The 20,162-nt window shown below is 74.1% G+C and carries 12 protein-coding genes; 8 read left to right on the top strand and 4 right to left on the bottom strand.

Annotated elements, in window-relative coordinates; genetic code table 11:
- Positions 1–75 precede the first annotated feature (75 nt).
- Positions 76–1,575, top strand: coding sequence for an IMP dehydrogenase (gene guaB / locus ACZ5NJ_RS16910; RefSeq protein ID WP_468765661.1), 1,500 nt, complete (start codon positions 76–78; stop codon positions 1,573–1,575).
- A 143-nt stretch (positions 1,576–1,718) separates the two neighbouring features.
- The gene (locus ACZ5NJ_RS16905) at positions 1,719–2,843 is read left to right on the top strand and encodes a GuaB3 family IMP dehydrogenase-related protein (RefSeq protein WP_358893485.1); all 1,125 of its coding nucleotides are present in this window, start codon (positions 1,719–1,721) and stop codon (positions 2,841–2,843) included.
- A 77-nt stretch (positions 2,844–2,920) separates the two neighbouring features.
- On the opposite strand, the gene ACZ5NJ_RS16900 is transcribed toward ACZ5NJ_RS16905, so the two are convergent.
- The 4 genes from ACZ5NJ_RS16900 to ACZ5NJ_RS16885 all read right to left on the bottom strand — a co-directional run bounded on the left by ACZ5NJ_RS16900 (position 2,921) and on the right by ACZ5NJ_RS16885 (position 7,541).
- Complete coding sequence (locus tag ACZ5NJ_RS16900; protein ID WP_468765659.1) at positions 2,921–4,678, bottom strand: M16 family metallopeptidase; 1,758 nt, start codon at positions 4,676–4,678, stop codon at positions 2,921–2,923.
- 11 nt (positions 4,679–4,689) lie between these two features.
- Entirely contained in the window at positions 4,690–5,658 is a 969-nt protein-coding gene (locus ACZ5NJ_RS16895; RefSeq protein WP_468765657.1) for a hypothetical protein, read from the bottom strand.
- Between the two features lie 91 nt (positions 5,659–5,749).
- Positions 5,750–6,217, bottom strand: coding sequence for a hypothetical protein (locus ACZ5NJ_RS16890; RefSeq protein ID WP_468765655.1), 468 nt, complete (start codon positions 6,215–6,217; stop codon positions 5,750–5,752).
- 94 nt (positions 6,218–6,311) lie between these two features.
- Positions 6,312–7,541, bottom strand: a complete 1,230-nt coding sequence (locus tag ACZ5NJ_RS16885) for a nucleotide sugar dehydrogenase (protein WP_468765653.1) — start codon at positions 7,539–7,541, stop codon at positions 6,312–6,314.
- 253 nt (positions 7,542–7,794) lie between these two features.
- Between ACZ5NJ_RS16885 and ACZ5NJ_RS16880 the strand changes: the two genes are divergently transcribed.
- The 6 genes from ACZ5NJ_RS16880 to ACZ5NJ_RS16855 all read left to right on the top strand — a co-directional run bounded on the left by ACZ5NJ_RS16880 (position 7,795) and on the right by ACZ5NJ_RS16855 (position 20,053).
- Positions 7,795–9,501: a glycerol-3-phosphate dehydrogenase/oxidase gene (locus ACZ5NJ_RS16880; protein WP_468765651.1), complete on the top strand. Its 1,707-nt coding sequence runs from the start codon at positions 7,795–7,797 to the stop codon at positions 9,499–9,501.
- A 150-nt stretch (positions 9,502–9,651) separates the two neighbouring features.
- Positions 9,652–11,982, top strand: a complete 2,331-nt coding sequence (locus ACZ5NJ_RS16875; RefSeq protein ID WP_468765649.1) for a serine/threonine-protein kinase — start codon at positions 9,652–9,654, stop codon at positions 11,980–11,982.
- A gap of 91 nt (positions 11,983–12,073) precedes the next feature.
- Positions 12,074–14,719, top strand: coding sequence for a protein kinase (locus tag ACZ5NJ_RS16870; protein WP_468765647.1), 2,646 nt, complete (start codon positions 12,074–12,076; stop codon positions 14,717–14,719).
- A 114-nt stretch (positions 14,720–14,833) separates the two neighbouring features.
- A complete protein-coding gene (locus tag ACZ5NJ_RS16865; protein ID WP_468765646.1) occupies positions 14,834–16,447 on the top strand; it encodes a serine/threonine-protein kinase in 1,614 nt (537 codons plus the stop codon).
- 92 nt (positions 16,448–16,539) lie between these two features.
- Complete coding sequence (locus ACZ5NJ_RS16860) at positions 16,540–18,171, top strand: succinic semialdehyde dehydrogenase (RefSeq protein ID WP_468765645.1); 1,632 nt, start codon at positions 16,540–16,542, stop codon at positions 18,169–18,171.
- Positions 18,172–18,259: 88 nt separating this feature from the next.
- Complete coding sequence (locus tag ACZ5NJ_RS16855) at positions 18,260–20,053, top strand: GMC oxidoreductase (RefSeq protein WP_468765644.1); 1,794 nt, start codon at positions 18,260–18,262, stop codon at positions 20,051–20,053.
- Positions 20,054–20,162: the final 109 nt, after the last annotated feature.

Here is a 20,162-nt window from a genome sequence, read left to right as displayed (position 1 = left end):
TGGTCGTGGAATGAGACGCCTCGGGATCCCGTTAGCATGGACATCCGCGCTGAGCAAGACCATTGGGAAGGTGTCATGACCGCCGACGGAGTACCCGACAAATTCGCCGCGCTCGGACTGACCTACGACGACGTGCTGCTTCTGCCGGGCGCGTCGGACATGGCTCCGGACGAGATCGACACTTCCTCCCTCATCTCGCGCAACGTCCGGGTGAACGTTCCGCTGCTGTCCGCGGCCATGGACAAGGTCACCGAGGCCCGGATGGCCATCGCCATGGCCCGCCAGGGCGGCGTCGGCGTCCTGCACCGCAACCTCTCCATCGCCGACCAGGCCAACCAGGTCGACCTGGTCAAGCGCTCCGAGTCCGGCATGGTCACCGACCCGATCACGGTGCACCCGGACGCGACGCTGCGCGAGGCCGACGAGCTCTGTGCGAAGTTCCGCATCTCCGGCGTCCCGGTCACCGACCCGGCCGGCAAGCTCCTCGGCATCGTCACCAACCGCGACATGGCCTTCGAGTCGGACCGCAGCCGCCAGGTGCGCGAGGTCATGACCCCGATGCCGCTGGTCACGGGCAAGGTCGGCATCTCCGGCGTGGACGCCATGGAGCTGCTGCGCCGCCACAAGATCGAGAAGCTCCCGCTGGTCGACGAGGCGGGCATCCTCAAGGGCCTCATCACGGTCAAGGACTTCGTCAAGGCCGAGAAGTACCCGAACGCCGCCAAGGACAAGGACGGCCGCCTGCTGGTCGGCGCCGCCGTCGGCGTCGCCGGTGACGCGTACGAGCGCGCCCAGGCGCTGATCGAGGCGGGCGCCGACTTCATCGTCGTCGACACCGCCCACGGCCACTCCCGCCTGGTCGGCGACATGGTCGCCAAGATCAAGTCGAACGCCTCCGTCGACGTCATCGGCGGCAACGTCGCCACCCGCGACGGCGCCCAGGCCCTGATCGACTCGGGCGTCGACGGCATCAAGGTCGGCGTCGGCCCCGGCTCCATCTGCACCACCCGCGTCGTCGCCGGCATCGGCGTCCCGCAGGTCACCGCGATCTACGAGGCCTCGCTGGCCGCCAAGGCCGCGGGCGTCCCCGTCATCGGCGACGGCGGCCTCCAGTACTCCGGCGACATCGCCAAGGCCCTGGTCGCGGGCGCCGACACGGTGATGCTCGGCTCGCTGCTCGCGGGCTGCGAGGAGTCCCCGGGCGAGCTGCTCTTCATCAACGGCAAGCAGTTCAAGTCGTACCGCGGCATGGGCTCGCTCGGCGCGATGCAGTCCCGCGGCGACCGCAAGTCCTTCTCCAAGGACCGCTACTTCCAGGAGGGCGTCGGCGGCGACGACAAGCTGATCCCCGAGGGCATCGAGGGCCAGGTCCCCTACCGCGGCCCGCTGTCCGCGGTGGTCCACCAGCTCGTCGGCGGTCTGCGCCAGTCGATGTTCTACGTCGGCGGCCGTACGGTGCCCGAGCTCCAGGACCGCGGCCGGTTCGTCCGGATCACCTCGGCGGGCCTCAAGGAGAGCCACCCGCACGACATCCAGATGACGGTCGAGGCGCCGAACTACAGCCGCAAGGGCTGAACCGAGCACTGAGCACGAGCCGAGAGGGGCGGACCCGGGACACGGGTCCGCCCCTCCCGGCGTCCGTACGGCGGTCACCGGAACGCGCGGGGCCGGGGTTCGGGGATACTGGACGGGCAGACCCAGAGGAAAGGCCACCACACGTGACTGAGATCGAGATCGGGCGCGGCAAGCGCGGCCGCCGGGCGTACGCCTTCGACGACATCGCCATCGTCCCCAGCCGGCGTACGCGGGACCCGAAGGAGGTCTCGATCGCCTGGCAGATCGACGCGTACCGCTTCGAGCTCCCCTTCCTGGCCGCCCCCATGGACTCCGTGGTCTCCCCGCAGACCGCCATCCGCATCGGCGAGCTCGGCGGTCTGGGCGTGCTGAACCTGGAAGGCCTGTGGACCCGCTACGAGGACCCGCAGCCGCTGCTCGACGAGATCGCGGAGCTGGACGAGGAGGCCGCCACCCGCCGCCTCCAGGAGATCTACGCCGCCCCCATCCAGGCGGACCTGATCCGGCAGCGCATCAAGGAGGTCCGCGACTCCGGTGTCGTCACCGCCGCCGCGCTCTCCCCGCAGCGCACCGCCGAGTTCTCCAAGGCCGTCGTGGACGCGGGCGTGGACATCTTCGTGATCCGCGGCACCACCGTCTCGGCCGAGCACGTCTCGGGCGCCGCGGAACCGCTGAACCTCAAGCAGTTCATCTACGAGCTCGACGTGCCGGTGATCGTCGGCGGCTGTGCCACCTACACGGCGGCCCTGCACCTGATGCGCACCGGCGCCGCGGGCGTCCTCGTCGGCTTCGGCGGCGGGGCCGCGCACACCACGCGCAACGTCCTCGGCATCCAGGTCCCGATGGCCACGGCCGTCGCGGACGTGGCCGCGGCCCGCCGCGACTACATGGACGAGTCCGGCGGCCGCTACGTGCACGTCATCGCCGACGGCGGCGTGGGCTGGTCCGGCGACCTGCCCAAGGCCATCGCCTGCGGCGCGGACGCCGTGATGATGGGCTCCCCGCTGGCCCGCGCCACCGACGCGCCCGGCAAGGGCCACCACTGGGGCATGGAGGCCGTCCACGAGGACGTGCCGCGCGGCAAGAAGGTCAACCTCGGCACGGTCGGTACGACCGAGGAGATCCTCACCGGCCCGTCGCACACCCCGGACGGCTCGATGAACCTCTTCGGCGCCCTGCGCCGCTCGATGGCCACGACCGGCTACAGCGAGCTCAAGGAGTTCCAGCGGGTCGAGGTCACGGTCGCGGACTCCCAGCACCGCCGCTGACCGCGGCTGCGCGCACACGCGCCGAAGGGCCCGGCCCCCGAGGGGGAGCCGGGCCCTTCGCCGTGCCGGGGGGCGGGTCAGCCCTGGCCGTTGCGCCGCCTGCGCATCGGGACGGACCACGTGAAGGCGCTGAGCGCGGTCATGAACCCCATGATGAAGAGGGCGCCCCAGTCCGGTCCCTCCGGTGTCAGCTCCGTGTCGAACTCGGCGAGGGCGGCGATGGCGGTGATGCCGGCCACGAGCACGGTCAGGGTCCCGAAGAACCAGATCGCCGCGGTGACGACCCCGCTCCGCGACTGCCTCACGGCCGCCTGCCGCCGGGCCGACTGCTTCTCCCGCACCTTCGCCTCGTCCGGCTTGGGGATGCGGGCGGGGTCGCGGGGTGGCATGCGGACCACCGCGGTGGCCGGGACGCCGGCGTCCGCGGGGGCCAGCTCGGCCGCCGTGATCCCGAACAGGGTCGGCTCGACGGTGATGCTGAAGCCGTCGTGGCCGACGAGGTGGCGGGCGCCGTCCGGGTAGACCTGCATCAGGGAGCACTCGGCGTACCGGACGGTCAGGTGGCCGCCCGGGCGGACCAGGCTGAGCCCGTCGCGCGCGACGATCAGCGTGGTCTCGCGGTTCTCCACCGCGGCGTAGCGGCGTCCGGTGAGCAGGTCCGACGACCGCGTCGGGGCCTCCGTGAGCCCGGCCCAGTCCACGCCCCGGCCCGGGACCTGCATCAGGGCGTTCGCCCACACCTCGCGCGCGATCCGCTGGAGGTCGGCGACGGTGACGGCCTCGATCTCGGCGCGGGACTCGGAGTAGCTGAGGCAGCGGTGGCGCAGCAGCAGGTTCATCGCCTCGGACGGGAGCTTGGCCACGGCCGGCTCCGGGTGGTCGAACCGGCCGAGCGCGGCGGCCCGTACGGCGGCCAGGTCGGCCTGCTCGATGCGGCCGGCGCGGAGTGCGGCGAGCACGTCCACGAACGCGCCGATCATCGCGTCCTGCTTCTGCGGCAGCGCGTCGGCGTAGGCGGTGACGGTCGCCCAGTCGGTGTCGCGCGGGCTGTAGTCGGCGGCCGCGGTGTAGGAGTAGCCGCCCTTCTGGCGCAGTTCGCGGAAGAGTTCCCTGCCGAGGAGCTCGGCGAACAGGTGGCCCGCGGTCGAGCGGGGGATGACGGAGGTCAGGACGACCCCGCCGTCGGGGCCCTGGAAGTAGGCCGGGGTGGTGGGCAGGGCGGAGGTGGGCTCGGGAGCGGGGCGCCAGGTGCCGGTGGGCAGGGTGAGGTCGAGGCCCTCGGGGAGGGTGTCGCCGGTCATCCACAGCACCGCGTTCTCGGCGGTGAACCAGGTCCGGGCCCAGTCGCGGACGTCGTCGGCGGTGAGCCGGTGCAGGCCGGTCTCGCCGTAGCTGGTCAGGCCGTAGCCCCGGGAGCCGTAGCGCCACAGCGGCATGTCGTGGGCGGCGCCCGTACCGCGGCCGGCGGCCTCGGTGCGCAGGATCTCCTTCTCGGTCTCCAGCCGGTCCATGGGCAGGTCGCGCAGGGCCGCGCAGACGCCGTTGAGGTATTCGACGACGTCGGCGGGGGTGCCGGTGACGTGGAAGTGGGTGTAGGCGGCGGCGGTGGCGCCGTTGTAGTGGAGGTCGCTGAGGCCGTGGTGGTGCAGGGCCAGGTGCTCGACGAGGTGGGTGACGCCGTTGGTGGCGAGGGTCTCGTCGGCGCGGCCCACGCGGAAGAGCAGTCCGGCGGTGAGGGGGCCGGAGCCGGGGGCGAGGACGGTGCGGATGCCGGCGACGGTGGTGTGGGTGACGCCGTCTTCGGTGATGTGCCCGGCCGGGATGTCGGTGGTCATGGTGGTCTTCCTCAGCCCTTGGCCAGGGCGGTCTTGCGGTGGCGGGCGAACGCGGCGGAGTGGTCCGCGCCGAGGTAGTCCCAGGGGAACTCGGTGGCGCGGTCGCCGAGGGCGCGGAAGTGCGGGGCGGCTTCGGCGGCGCGGCCCGCCGCGCTGTGGGCGGCGGCGAAGGCGTTGTGGGCGCCGACGTACGCGAAGGCGTCGGTGCGGGTGGCCGGGTGCAGGACGGAGCGGGCGGCGGCCTCCCGCAGCGCGGTGTGCCGGTCCGGCTCGCGCAGGAACGTTTCGGCGGCGCGGGTGTTCTCGTCCCGCTCGATCTCCAGGTACCGCTCCAGCTGGACGACGGCGACGAGCGCCCCGTTCGGGCCGCCCTCGGGCGCGGCTTCGGCGCAGGCGCGGGCGAAGCCCTCGGCCTCCTCCCAGCTGCCGCTCCACTTCGGGCAGAGCTGCTGGAGCAGCTGGGCCTGGCCGGAGTAGTGGTGGGGGTGGTGTTCGGCGAGGCGCTCGTAGCGGCGCCGGGCCTCGCCCTGGCCCAGTTCGAGCCCGCGCGCGGTGGTGATGCGCAGGTACCAGGCGAGGGCGTACGCCGGGTACTCGGCGCAGACGTCGATGAGCAGGATCTCCGCCCGCCGCAGGTGCGCGTGGAAGGAGTCGAACTGCTCCCGGCTCACGTGCTCGGCGCGCGCGCCGCTGCGGATCGTCCAGCCGGCGCGGACCAGGTGGTGGGCGTACAGCGTGCGGAAGAGCGGGTCGCCGGGGCGGCCGGCCGCGGTCTCGCGGAGGAAGTCCCCGCCGTCGGGGGTCTCGGCCACGGTCCAGGAGGCGAGGACGCGGTCGTCCTCGTCGGGGAGCGCCTCGAAGGCGGCGGCGACGGCCTCGGCGTCGCGGAGGCGGACTGCCGAGCGCAGGGCGGCCAGGTCCCGGAAGTACTCGGTGGGGTCGGTGAGCGGCCGGTCGAGCGGCGGCGTGAGAGCAGACACGCGGCGGATCATATGGCCGGCGCCGTGGGTTCCGACAGGGGTTCCGGGATCTCGGTTCGGGGGAAAGTGCCTGCTCAGCGACGTCTGCTCGTCAGGCTGCGGACGCGCGGCCGACGTGGAACGCCGTGTATCCGCCGAGGGCCAGGAAGGCGTACGACACCAGGTCGGCGTTCTCCTTCCAGTTCTCGACCACTTCGTCGAACCGGCCGGTCAGTACGTCGACGACGCTCTGGTCGAGCTGGTCGGCGATCATCAGGGCGAGCCCGAGGAACTGGCCCCCGAAGACCGCGGCCACCGCGAGCAGGGTGGCGACGACCGGCAGGACCGGGTTGCGGCCCCCGGCCCGGCCCGCGGCGAAACCGACCAGGGCGCCCACGCCCACGGCCGCGTACGAGATCTGCGCCTCGGTGGCCCGGATGGTCACGCCGTAGACGCCGGCGGCGACGAGCGCCGCGAGGAGGGCGGCGAGGACCCCCAGGACCACGTGGCCGCCGGCCCGGGCCGGGGTGGCGGCCGGGGTGTAGGAGGAGGGTGCGGGCGGCTGGAAGTTCTGGCTCATGCGGGAAATCCCCCCCGGGGATTCGGGCGCACGCGTGTCCTGCGGACATAAGTGCGAGATAAGTGACGCCGCAGGCTAGCAGGGGGCCGGCCGGTCAGAGGCGGTGGGCCGCGCCCGCCGGGCTGGCGCCCCGGGTGTCCAGGAGGAGCTGGGCCTTCACCGCCAGGCCCTGCATGTCGTACGTGCGGTGGTGCTGGAGCAGGATCGTCAGGTCGGCGTTGGCGGCGGCCTCGTAGAGGGAGTCGGCGCGCGGGACGGGGCGGTCGCGGACCCGCCAGCCCGGGATGTACGGGTCGTGGTAGCTGATCAGGGCTCCCAGGTCGAGGAGGCGGCTGGCGATCTCCGGGGCGGGTGAGCCCTCCTGGTCGGGGAGGTCGGGCTTGTAGGTGACGCCCAGGAGGAGGACGCGGGCGCCGCGGGCGGACTTGCCGTGCTCGTTCAGCAGGGTGGCGCAGCGCTGGATGACGTACTGCGGCATCCGGTCGTTGATCTCCTGCGCCAGCCCGACCATGCGCAGGGGGTGGCCGGGGGTGCGGGTGGTGTGGGGGAGGTAGTTCGGGTCCAGGGGGACGCCGTGGCCGCCGACTCCGGGGCCGGGGCGGAAGGCCTGGAACCCGTACGGCTTGGTCTCGGCGCAGCGGATGACGTCCCAGAGGTCGACGCCGAGGTCGTGGCAGAGGACCGCCATCTCGTTCATGAGGGCGATGTTCACGTGCCGGTAGTTGGTCTCCAGCAGCTGGACGGTCTCGGCCTCGCGCAGACCGCGGGCCCGGACGACCTTCTCGGTGAGGCGGGCGTAGAAGGCGTGCGCGGACTCGGTGCAGGCGGGGGTGAGGCCGCCGATGACCTTGGGGGTGTTGGCGATGGTGTGGGTCCGGTTGCCGGGGTCGAGGCGGCTGGGGGAGTAGGCCAGGTGGAAGTCGCGTCCGGCGCGCAGGCCGGAGCCCTCTTCGAGGATCGGCCGCAGGTAGTCCTCGGTGACCCCGGGGTGGGCGGCGGACTCCAGGATCACGGTGGTGTGCGGGCGCAGGCGGGCGGCGAGGGTGCGGCCGGCCGTGCCGACGGCGTCGAGGTCGAGCGCCCGGTCGGCGCCGAGCTGGGTGGGGGCGCAGATGACGGCGGTGCGGACCCGGCCGAGTTCGGCGGGGTTGGTGGTGACGCGGAAGCCGGCCGCCGACATGCGGCGGATCTCGGCGGCGGTGAGGGGGCTGTCCGTGGCGGGGCCGCTGTCGTAGCCGACGGTCTCGATCCCGGCGGCGACGGCCGCCTGGGCGAGGGGGAGGCCGAGGTGGCCGAGTCCGATGACGGCGAGATCTGCGGGCATGGGGGGCCGTCCCTTCCCTTCCCTGGCATGCATGAGATGGCGGTGCGCGCAAGTCCTGTGGACGAATGGAGCTGGCGCAATGTCAGACTAGGCGTATATATGACAGATATGTCGCATTCTGGGGTTGTGGCCATCCCTGTGTTGTCCACAGCCGGTGGCTGATGTCGGAGCGGCCGGTCAGAATCGGAAAACGGGGAATGTGAGCGGGATCACCCGCATCGAGCGGGTTCGCCCGCACCAACGGGAGGCAGCCGTGAGGACAGCGACACTGGGGCCCGCGCAGCGCGCGGAGGCCCTTGCCGGGATGGCCGAGCGGGAACTGGACGTGCTGGTCGTCGGCGCGGGCGTGGTCGGCGCGGGCACCGCGCTCGACGCGGTGACCAGAGGCCTGTCGACCGGGCTGGTGGAGGCGCGGGACTGGGCGTCGGGGACGTCGAGCCGCTCCAGCAAGCTCATCCACGGCGGCCTGCGCTATCTGGAGATGCTCGACTTCACCCTGGTCCGCGAGGCCCTCAAGGAGCGCGGGCTGCTGCTGGAGCGCCTCGCCCCGCACCTGGTGAAGCCCGTGCCGTTCCTGTACCCGCTCCAGCACAGGGTGTGGGAGCGGTTCTACGCGGGCTCGGGCGTGGCCCTGTACGACGCGATGTCGGTCTCCAGCGGGCACGGGCGCGGCCTGCCCACCCACCGCCACCTGTCGCGCAAGCGGGCGCTGCGGATCGCGCCGGCGCTGCGCAAGGACGCCCTGGTCGGGGCCCTGCAGTACTACGACGCCCAGATGGACGACGCCCGCTACGTGACCACACTGGTCCGGACGGCCGCCGCCTACGGGGCGCACTGCGCCAACCGGGCGAGGGTGACCGGCTTCCTGCGCGAGGGCGAACGGGTGGTCGGGGCCCGGGTGCGGGACGTGGAGGGCGGCGGGGAGTACGAGATCCGCGCCAAGCAGGTGGTGAACGCGACCGGGGTCTGGACGGACGACACCCAGGCGCTGATCGGGGAGCGCGGACAGTTCCACGTACGGGCGTCCAAGGGCATCCACCTCGTGGTCCCGAAGGACCGGATCCACTCGAACACCGGGCTGATCCTGCGGACCGAGAAGTCGGTGCTGTTCGTGATCCCGTGGGGCCGGCACTGGATCGTCGGCACCACGGACACGGACTGGGACCTCGACAAGGCGCACCCGGCGGCGTCGAGCGCCGACATCGACTACCTGCTGGAGCACGTCAACTCGGTGCTGGCGGTGCCGCTGACCCGGGACGACGTCCAGGGGGTGTACGCGGGCCTGCGGCCGCTGCTGGCGGGCGAGTCGGACGCCACGAGCAAGCTCTCCCGCGAGCACACGGTCGCCCATCCGGTGCCGGGGCTGGTGGTGGTGGCCGGCGGCAAGTACACGACGTACCGGGTCATGGCGAAGGACGCCGTCGACGAGGCGGTGCACGGGCTGGACCAGCGGGTGGCCCAGTGCGTCACGGAGGACGTGCCGCTGGTGGGCGCGGAAGGCTACCGGGCCCTGTGGAACGGCCGGGCCCGCCTCGCCGCGCGGACCGGGCTGCACGTGGTGCGGGTGGAGCACCTGCTGAACCGCTACGGATCCCTGACGGAGGAACTGCTCGGCCTGATCGCGGACGACCCCGCGCTGGGGGAGCCGTTGACCGGGGCGGAGGACTACCTGCGGGCGGAGGTCGTCTACGCCGCGTCGCACGAGGGCGCCCGGCACCTGGACGACGTCATGACCCGGCGGACGCGGATCTCGATCGAGACCTTCGACCGGGGGACGCGGTCGGCGCGCGAGTGCGCCGAACTGATGGCTCCGGTGCTGGGCTGGGACAAGCGGCAGACGGAGAACGAAGTGGAGCACTACGAGAAGCGGGTGCAGGCGGAGCGCGAATCCCAGCGCCAGCCGGACGACCAGACGGCCGACGCGGCCCGGCTGGGGGCGCCCGACATCGTGCCGCTCTGACTCCGCGATCCGGAAGGGGGAACCGCCGGACCCGGGGCTCCCGTCCGATGCGGAGTGAGCAACAATGAGGTTTCTGCCGGGGTGGGTTACCTTGCCCCCGGTGGCTGCCGGGGGCAGCCGGGGCAGGCTGCACGATCGCAGAGGGGACGCATGTCGAAGCCGGAGCACACCGAGTCGCCTGCCGAGGCGCCTGCCGGGCCGCCTGCGGCGGAGTCCGAAACTGCGGGTGCCTCCGAGGGCGGTGGCACGGCCAAGTCGGCCGCCCGGCCCGGTTCTGACGCCGTGCGGGACGGATCCGCCCGGGCGGCGAAGGACGGCTCCGGCGACGAGCCGGCCGCCGCGTCCGTGCCCCGGCCGAGGACCGGCACCTCCGCGTCCGAGGCGCCCGAGGACGCGGCCCCCGCGGCCGGCAAGGCTGCTGACGCCGCGACGGAAGAACCGGCGGCCGCGACGGAAGAGCCGACCGCCGCGCAGCCGGACGCCGGCTCCGCGCCCGAGGACGAAGTCCCGTCCGGGAAGCGGGCTCCGGCCGGGAAGGGCGCTCTGGTGGACCGGGGCGAGGACGGCGTGGAGCCGGAGGCCTCCGCCGACGGCGAGCGCAAGGGGCGGCTGCTCGCGGGCCGCTACCGGCTCGGGGCCGTGCTCGGCAGGGGCGGCATGGGCACCGTGTGGCGGGCCGAGGACGAGGTGCTCGGCCGGACCGTCGCCGTCAAGGAACTCCGCTTCGGCGGCGGCGTCGACGAGGACGAGAAGCGCCGCCTCATCACCCGTACCCTCCGCGAGGCCAAGGCCATCGCGCGGATCCGCAACGAGGGCGCCGTCACCGTCTACGACGTCGTCGACGAAGACGCCCGGCCGTGGATCGTCATGGAGCTCATCGAGGGCCCCTCCCTCGCCGAGTTCGTCCGCGAGAACGGCCCGCTGAGCCCGCGCCGCGCCGCCGAGGTCGGGCTCGCCGTGCTCGACGTCCTGCGCGCCGCGCACCGCCAGGGCATCCTGCACCGCGACGTGAAGCCCTCCAACGTGCTCATCGCCGCCAGCGGCCGCGTCGTCCTCACCGACTTCGGCATCGCCCAGGTCGAGGGCGACCCCTCCATCACCTCCACCGGCATGCTCGTCGGAGCGCCCTCGTACATCTCCCCCGAGCGCGCCCGCGGGTACAAGCCCGGCCCGCCCGCCGACATGTGGTCGCTCGGCGGGCTCCTGTACGCGGCCGTCGAGGGCGTGCCCCCGTACGACAAGGGCTCCGCGCTCGCCACCCTCACCGCGGTGATGACCGAGGCCGTCGACCCGCCGAAGAACGCCGGTCCGGCGCTGACGGAGGTCATCTACGGCCTGCTGGTCAAGGACCCGGCCCTGCGGCTCGACGAGGACCGGGCCCGGTCGATGCTCACCGCCGTGATCAACGCCCCCGAGCCCGCGCCGGCGCCCGAGCCCGTCCCGGCCGTCGAGGAGACCCGGCCGATCTCCCTCGGCAAGGCCGACGCGGAGGCGGAGAAGGCCGCCGAGAAGGCGGCGAAGAAGGAGCGCGAGCGCCGCGAGCGCGAGCAGCGCGACCGCACCCGCGCCGCGCTGAAGGCCGCCCGCAAGGCGGCGGCCGCCGAGGCGGCGGCCGCCTCCGCCACCGAGGCCCCGCAGCGGCCCTCGACGGTGGCCCCGGCATCGCTCACCGACGTGATGCCGCGCCGCACCATCGTCCTCGCCATAGCCGGCGTGGTCGTGGTGCTGGCGGTCATCGGCTCGCTCATCGCCTACGCGGTCAGCGGCCAGGACGACGACGGCCGGAAGAACGAGGGCAAGGGCGGGGCCACCCCGTCGGCCTCCGCCGACCGGTCCCCGGGCAACTCCCCGGCCGCGTCCCAGGTTTCCTCGCCCGCCCCGACCCCGGCCGCGAGCGGCAGCCCGGGCCCGGCCGCGTCGGGCGCGAGCCCCGGTGCCGACCCCGCCCAGAACCAGCAGCAGGGGCAGGGGCAGAGCCAGGGCCAGGGCGCCAGCCCGGGCGGCTCCGGCTCCGGCGGCGCACTGCCCGCCGGGTTCACGAAGGTGACGGACCTGAGCTTCCAGTTCGCCATGGCGATGCCCGACGGCTTCCACCAGACGGGCACCGCCGGGAAGAACTCGGGCGCGATATACAGCCGCTCCGGCGGCTACCCCCGTATCCAGGTCGACCACACCGACACCCCGGGCAGCGACGCCCGCGCCGCCTGGACCGAGATGGTCCCGGGCCTGGCCGGCAGCAGCAAGAACTACCACCAGATCCGCCTCGAACCCGTCGAATACCGGGGCTACCCCACCGTCGCCGACCTGGAGTTCGAGCGCGAGGACCAGGGCATGAAGATCCGCGTGCTCGACCGCGGCTTCAGGGCGGACGCCAGGAACGGCTACGCCATCATGATCAGCTGCCCGTCCGACCAGTGGGACGGCCCCGAATGCACGCAGATCCGCAACACCGCCTTCGACACCTTCCAGCAGTTGGGCTGACGGCCCTCGCAAGCCCGGGACGCGGGCGGCCCCGGCCACGTATCGTGTCAGCGGGGGCCCTGGGGGACCCACCGCACTCGGGGGAGGCGATGTGGAGGACTACGCCGGCCGGATCCTGGCCGACCGCTACCGCCTGCCGTTGCCGCCGTCCGACGCCCACGAGCTGATCGAGACCCGCGCCTTCGACACCCGTACGGGGCAGGAAGTCCTGGTCCGGCACGTGCCGCTGCCCGAGGTCGTGGACGCCGAACTGCTGGACGGAACCCGTGCGGCGCCGGCCTCCACCGGGGAACTCCCCGCGGTGCGCCGGGCGATCGCCGCCGCCCAGGCCGCCGCGTCCGTACCGGACCATCCGCGCCTCGACCAGGTCTTCGACGTGTTCGCCGAGGACGGGTCGCTGTGGATAGTGAGCGAACTCGTCCCCGCCAGGCCGCTGGCCGCGCTGATCGCCGACGAACCGCTGAACCCCTACCGGGCGGCGGAGGTCGCCTCGGACGTGCTGACCGCCCTGCGGGTGCTGCACGCGCACGGCTGGACGCACCGCAACATCACCGTCCGCACGGTCCTGATATGCGAGGACGGCCGGGTCGTGCTCACCGGGCTCGCCGCCGGAGCCGCCGAGGACGCCCTGTGCGGCTACGACCCGGTGCCGCCGGAGGAGCCCGGGGACGGCGGCGGTACGGACCCGGACCCCTCGGCCGCTCCCTGGGAGGCCCCGCCCGACGGCCCCGGCGGACTTCGGCCCGAGTACGCCCCGCTGGTGGCGCCCGGGTACGACACAGGGCCGCGCTACTCCGACCACATCCTCCCGGAGCCCGCCCCGCCCGCCCCGCCGGAGCCCCCGGTTCCGTCCGGGCCCCCGGCCCCGCCCGCCCCGTCCGGCCCCGCCGCCCGGCCCGCCGGGACCCTGGACGACGCCCTGGCCGCCGCCCGCGCCGGGACCATCGCCGCCTACCGGGCCGGCTCCCGGGCCGCCGCCGAGAAGGTGGCCCAGGAGCGCGGGGTACGGGGACCGGTGGTCGTCCCGAAGCTCCCGCCGACCGGCGCCGACCTGCCGCAGGAGTACGCGTACCCGTACGGCGGTCCGGACACCGCCGCCACCCCCTGGCACGGCGCCGCCCCCCGCCGCCCGGAGCAGAGCCCCTCCCCGCAGCCGGAGAGGGCCCCGTCCGCGGAGCCCGGCCCGCAGCGGCCCGAGCCGCCCGCCGAGCCGCCCGCCGAACCGCCCCGGCCCGCGCTGCCGGCGGCGCTCGCCCTCCCGCAGGGCTACCACCAGGCCGACCCCCCGCCGCCCGCCACCCGCCCGGGCGAGGGCCGGCCCTGGCCCGCGAGCGGCGCCTCCGAGGGGAACCCGCCCGAAGCCACCGCCGCCCTGCCCGTCGTCCGGCGGCACCCCGCCGGATCCGCCGCCCCTGCCGTCCCGGGCCCCCGCGCCCCCGAAGCCCGTACGCCCCGCCCCCCGGCCCCCCGGCCCCCCGCGCCCGCCCGGGCCGACGGGTCCGGGGCCGCCGGATCCTGGGGCGGAGGTCCCGGGCAGGGCGGCGGCGGGCCCCGGACCGGGCTCGACGCCGAGCGGGCCCGGCAGACCCGGATGGCCGTCGTCGGGCCCGTCACCGAACGCTGGGCCCCCGAACAGGCCGGCCCCGTCCACGGCGGCCCCTGGCAGCTGGCCGCGCCCGTCGGCCCCGCCACCGACCTCTGGGCCCTCGGCGCCCTGCTGTACCGGGCCGTGCAGGGCCACGCCCCGTACCCGGAGGAGAGCGTCGCGGAGCTCGTGGACATGGTCTGCGCCGAGCCCCCCGCCTTCGCCGAGGAATGCGGCCCGCTGCGCCCGGTCGTGGAGTCCCTGCTGCGCCAGGACCCCACCGAGCGGCCCGACTTCGAGGAGCTGCGCGGCTGGCTGCGCTCGCTGGTCCGCTCCGCCCCCGAACCCGACGGCGCGTTCGTCCTCCCGCTCCCGGAGCCGGACCCAGCCCGCCTGCCCGAGGTGCGCCGCCGCGGGGACGTGCACGGCCGCCACCGCAACCGCGACGCCCCACGCACGCCGCGTTCCCTCGGCCGGACCCTGCTGGTCGGGGTCCTGGCGCTGCTCGCGGCCGGGGTGGCGTACGCGATGCTGTTCCTGCCGGGCTCCGACGACCGGGAGGCCGGCCGGGACCGGCAGCCCACGGCCGCCCAGAGCCCGGCGCCCTCCACCCCGGCAGCGCCCAAGACCGGGAAGCCCCCGCAGCAGTCGCAGCCGGCGCCGCGGCCCTCCGGCGCGCAGCCGCCGGCGCAGCAGGCCCCCGAGGGCTACACCCTCCAGCAGGACCCGGCGCACTTCACGGTCGCCGTCCCCGACGGGTGGGAGCGGCAGTCGCTCAACGAGGCCGGCCAGGTCCGCTACACCCAGGGCCAGTTCACCCTGATCGTGGTCCCCGGCCGGGACCGGGTCGAGGGCGGCTCCCCGGACCCGATCGGCTACCAGAAGGACAAGGAGGCGGAGCTGGCCCCCTACCGCAACTCCACCTGGGCCTCCGGCGGTGACGTGAAGTCCACCCGGGTGGGCCAGCAGTTGCGGGTGACCGGCCGCTACACGTGGATCGACGCGGCGGGACGCTCCCTGCTCGCCCGCAACTTCGTCGTCGCGCTCGGGGGCGCCTACCACGTGGTCATGGTCACGGGACCGGAGGACAACCAGGACCGGGTCACCGACGTCTTCGACAAGGCCACGGCCAGTTACCAGGCCGGAGGCTGACGGCCGATCAGTACGGCGATTGCGTCACAGTGCTGTCTCACCGGCCACGCCCGGTTCCGGCACGGCGCGCAGGCTCCGTAATCTGGCCCGGAGTGCACAGAGCGGCGGGAATTCGTGGAACAGCAGACAGGCGCGGGCGCGGTACTCGCGGGCCGGTACCGGCTCGTGGAGCCGATCGGCAGCGGTGGCATGGGCAAGGTGTGGCGCGCCCACGACGAGCTGCTGCACAGGACGGTCGCCGTCAAGGAACTGACGGCGGTCCTGTACGTGGCCCAGGCCGACCGGGAGGTCCTGCACGCCCGGACGCAGAAGGAGGCCCGGGCGGCGGCCAGGATCCAGCACCCGGCGGTCGTCACCGTCCACGACGTGCTGGACCACGACGACCGGCCGTGGATCGTCATGGAGTACGTCGACGGCCCCTCCCTCGCCGAGGCCGCCAAGGCGGCCGGGCGGATCGAGCCCCGCGAGGCGGCGCGGATCGGCCTGCACGTCCTGGGCGCGCTGCGCGCCGCGCACGCGGTCGGCGTCATGCACCGGGACGTCAAGCCGGGGAACGTGCTGCTGGCCAAGGACGGCCGGGTGCTGCTCACCGACTTCGGGATCGCGGCGATCGAGGGCGACTCCTCCATCACCCGGACCGGTGAACTCGTCGGCTCCATCGACTACCTGGCCCCCGAGCGGGTGACCGGCGGCGCCCCCGACCCGTCCTCGGACCTGTGGTCCCTGGGCGCCACCCTGTACACGGCCGTCGAGGCCCGCTCGCCGTTCCGCCGGACGTCTCCGATCTCCAGCCTCCAGGCCGTGGTCAACGACGAGCCGCCGGTCCCGCGCCAGTCCGGCGCCCTCGGCCCGGTCATCACCGCCCTGCTGCGCAAGGACCCGGCCGAGCGGCCCTCGGCGGCGGAGGCCGAGCGGATGCTGATCGAGGCGATGGAGGGCCGCGAGCCCAAGGCGGCGCACGCGTACGTGCCCACCCGCGCGGTGAGCGCCGAGGAACGGGCCCCCGCCCGGGAGGCCGTCCCCCCGGCGCCGGAGCCCGCGCCCGCCCGGACGGCGGCCACCGAGCCCGCCGAGCGGCCGCCGGCACCCGCCTGGCGCACGCCGGGCCGGCTGCGGCGGATCGCGGGGGTCGCCCTCGTCGCGGCGCTTCTCGGCGGCGGCGGGGTCTTCGGCGTGCTGAAGCTGACCGGGGGGGACGCCCCGGACAACGCGGGTCCGGATGACAAGAACGTCTCCGCCCCCGACGGACAGGACGCGGGTGCCGACGCCCCGCCGCAGGGCTACACCGAGGTCACCGACCCGGCGGGCTTCACCCTGTTCGTCCCGGAGGGCTGGACCCGCCAGGTGGACGGCAACCAGATCGACTACACCGGGGACAACGGCAAGCACTACATCCGGATCGCCGCCGACCCCACCCCGGACTACCCGAACCCGTACGCGCACCTGCTCGACCTGGAGAAGCAGGTGGCGAAGCGGACGGACTACAAGCGGCAGAAGCTCAACCCGAACACCTTCCGGGACACCACCCAGGCCGTGCTGTGGGACTTCACGTGGACCGAGAAGGGGGTGCACGCCGGACCGCGCCGGGCCATCGAGCAGATGTACGTCGACAAGAACGGCACCGAGTACGCGATCTACATGACGGGCCCCGCCGAGGACTGGGCGACGACCCGCCAGCGGTTCGACACGGCCCTCAGCGGCTGGGAACCGGCACCGAAGAAGGGCTGACCGGTCACCGCGCCAGCGATTACTGGCACACTTGGCAAAATCCGGTTACCCACGGGTACCCAAAGCCCCCCGGGCGCAATACGCTCACCGCCATGACGGACTCGAAGGCTGCTGCCGCCCCCCTCCGCTCCGCACCCGGGCCCACCAACCCGGTCGCCCCGGCGCCGGCGGGCGCCCGTACCGCCGCCGACGTGGTGACACCCGCCCTCGTCACCCGGCTCACCCGCGGAGTCATCGGCTCCGGCAGCACCGCCAACCACACCCCCTTCACCGGGGCCAAGCTGGCGGACCTCCCCGAGGCCACCCCCGAGGACGTGGCCGAGGCCTTCGCCCGGGCCCGCGCCGCCCAGCCCGCCTGGGCCGCGCTGCCCGTGCGGCAGCGCGCCGCCGTCCTGCTGCGCTTCCACGACCTGGTCCTCGCCCGCCAGTCCGAGGTCCTCGACCTCATCCAGCTGGAGACCGGCAAGGCCCGCCTGCACGCCCACGAAGAGGTCCAGGCCGTCGCCGTCGCCGCCCGCCACTACGGCCGCAAGGCCCCCTCCTACCTGCGCCCCAAGGGCCACACGGGCGCCATGCCCACCCTCACCAAGGTCACCGAGCTGCGCCAGCCGCGCGGGGTCGTCGGCCAGATCGCCCCCTGGAACTACCCCCTCGAACTCTCCGTCGGCGACGCCCTGCCGGCCTTCGTCGCGGGCAACGCCGTCGTCATGAAGCCCGACACCGAGACCGCGCTGACCGCCCTGTGGGCCCGCGACCTGCTCATCGAGGCGGGCCTGCCCGCCGAGGTCTTCCAGATCGTCCTCGGCGAGGGCCCCGTCGTCGGCCCCGAGGTGGTCCGGCACGCCGACTACGTCTCCTTCACCGGCTCCACCCGCACCGGCCGCGAGGTCGCCCAGGGCGCCGCCGCCCGCCTCGTCGGGGTCTCCCTCGAACTCGGCGGCAAGAACGCCATGCTCGTCCTGCACGACGCCGACGTGGAGAAGGCCGCCGCCGGAGCCGTCCGCGCCTGCTTCTCCTCCGCCGGCCAGCTGTGCATCTCCATCGAGCGGCTCTACGTCCACGCCTCCATAGCCGACGCCTTCGTCGAGCGCTTCGCCGCCCGCACCAAGGCCATGCGGCTCGGCGCCTCCCTCGCCTACGGCGCCGACATGGGCTCCCTCGTCGGCGAACGGCAGCTGGAGACCGTGCGGCGGCACGTCGACGAGGCCGTCGCCAAGGGCGCCACCCTCGTCGCCGGCGGCACGGCCCGCCCCGACATCGGCCCCCTCTTCTACGAGCCCACCATCCTCGACGGGGTCGAGACCCCCATGGCGGTCTGCGCCGAGGAGACCTTCGGCCCGGTCGTCTCGATCTACCGGTTCACCGACGAGGACGAGGCCGTCGCCCAGGCCAACGCCACCGCCTACGGCCTCAACTCCAGCGTCTGGACCAAGGACGCCCGCCGCGGCCACGCCGTCGCCGCCCGCCTGCGCACCGGCACCGTCAACATCAACGACGGCTACGCCCCCGCCTACGGCAGCGCCCAGGCCCCCATGGGCGGCATGAAGGACTCCGGGCTCGGCCGCCGGCACGGCTCCGAGGGCATCCTCAAGTACACCGAGGCCCAGACCGTGGCCCACCAGCGGCTGCTGCCGATGGCGCCCTCGCTGGGCATGGACGACGCGCGGTACGCCGAGTTCATGACCCGCAGCCTCAAGGTCCTCAAGGCCCTCCGCTTCCGCTAGGCAACCGCAGGCCGCCCGCACGCCGCCGCACCAGTCACCGCAGCACCCCAGGGCACAGGCACGACCGACCGCCGGGAGGCACCGCGCAGTGTCGTACGACCACGCATACGACTACGACGTCATCGTCATCGGATCGGGCTTCGGAGGGTCGGTCTCGGCGCTGCGGCTCACCGAGAAGGGCTACCGGGTCGGCGTCCTGGAGGCAGGCCGCCGCTTCACCCGCGAGAGCCTGCCCCGCAACAGCTGGGACCTGCGCAACTACCTGTGGGCACCCGCCCTCGGGCTGTACGGGATCCAGCGCATCCACCTGCTCGGCAACGTGATGGTGCTCGCGGGCGCCGGCGTGGGCGGCGGCTCCCTCAACTACGCCAACACCCTCTACGTGCCGCCCGCCGCCTTCTTCGAGGACCGGCAGTGGGCCTCCATCACCGACTGGCAGGCGGAACTCGCCCCGTACTACGAGCAGGCCAAGCGGATGCTCGGGGTACGGCTCAACCCGACGATGACCCCCTCCGACGTCCACCTCAAGGCGGCCGCCGAGAAGATGGGCGTCGGCGACACCTTCCACATGGCGCCCGTCGGCGTCTTCTTCGGCGACGGCGAGGACGCCGAGGGGCAGCGCAAGGTCCGCCCCGGGCAGGAGGTCCCCGACCCCTACTTCGGCGGCGCCGGGCCCGCCCGCACGGCATGCACCGAATGCGGCGAGTGCATGACCGGCTGCCGGCACGGAGCCAAGAACACCCTGAACGAGAACTACCTGCACCTGGCCGAACGCGCCGGCGCCGTCATCCACCCCATGACCACCGTCACCGCCCTCGCCGAACACCCCGACGGCGGCTACCGCGTGCGCACCGTCCCCACCGACCACCGCCGCTCCGGCCGCGCCAAGGTGCTGCGCGCCCGTCATGTGGTCGTCGCGGCGGGGACGTACGGCACCCAGACCCTGCTGCACACCATGAAGGACCGCGGCGAACTGCCCCGTCTCTCGGACCGGCTCGGCGACCTGACCCGCACCAACTCCGAGGGCCTGGTCGGTGCCCAGACCGACGACCGCCGCTACCGCCGGCGCCACCCCGGCGAGGCCCGGGCCGACTTCACCCGGGGCGTGGCCATCACCTCGTCCGTGCACCCGAACGCCGACACCCACATCGAGCCCGTCCGCTACGGCAAGGGCTCCAACGCCATGGGGTTCCTGACCGTCCTCCAGGTGCCCCACAGCGCCCACCGGGTCCGTGCCTGGTTCGCCCGCACCGCACGCCACCCCGTGCAGCTGGCGCGGTCCCTGTCGAACCGGCGCTGGTCGGAGCGGACCATCATCGGCCTGGTCATGCAGTCGCTGGACAACTCCCTGACGACCTACCGCAAGCCCCGCGGGCCCGGCAAGGGCCTGCTGACGGCCCGCCAGGGCCACGGCGCCCCCAACCCCGTGCAGATCGCCGAGGCGACCCGGGCCGCGACCCTGCTGGCCGAGGAGATCAACGGCTTCCCCGGCAGCAACGTCGGCGAGCTGATGGGCACCCCGCTGACCGCGCACTTCCTCGGCGGCTGCCCCATCGGCGCCACCCCCGAGGAGGGCGTGGTCGACCCCTACCACCGGCTGTACGGGCACCCGGGGATCTCGGTGGTCGACGGCTCGGCGGTCTCCGCCAACCTCGGAGTCAACCCGTCCCTGACCATCACGGCCCAGGCCGAGCGGGCGATGTCGTACTGGCCGAACCGCGGCGAGGCGGACCCGCGGCCCGCGCAGGGGGAGGCGTACCGGCGCCTCGCGGCGGTGGAACCGGTCCGTCCGGCCGTCCCGAAGGAGGCCTTCGGGGCACTGAGGCTGCCCTTCTTCGCCGTTCCGGACCTTCCCCCGAGACAACCGGAAGCGAAGGACTGAGCTCTGGAAACGGTCGCGGGGGGGGGGGGGGGGGGGGGGGGGGGGGGGGGGGGGGGGGGGGGGGGGGAGGGGGGGGGGGGGAGGGGGGGGAGGGGGGGGGGGAGGGGTG

The sequence above is a fragment of the Streptomyces sp. NPDC032091 genome (assembly GCF_055580265.1).
This window is presented reverse-complemented; position numbering and strand designations above follow the sequence as displayed.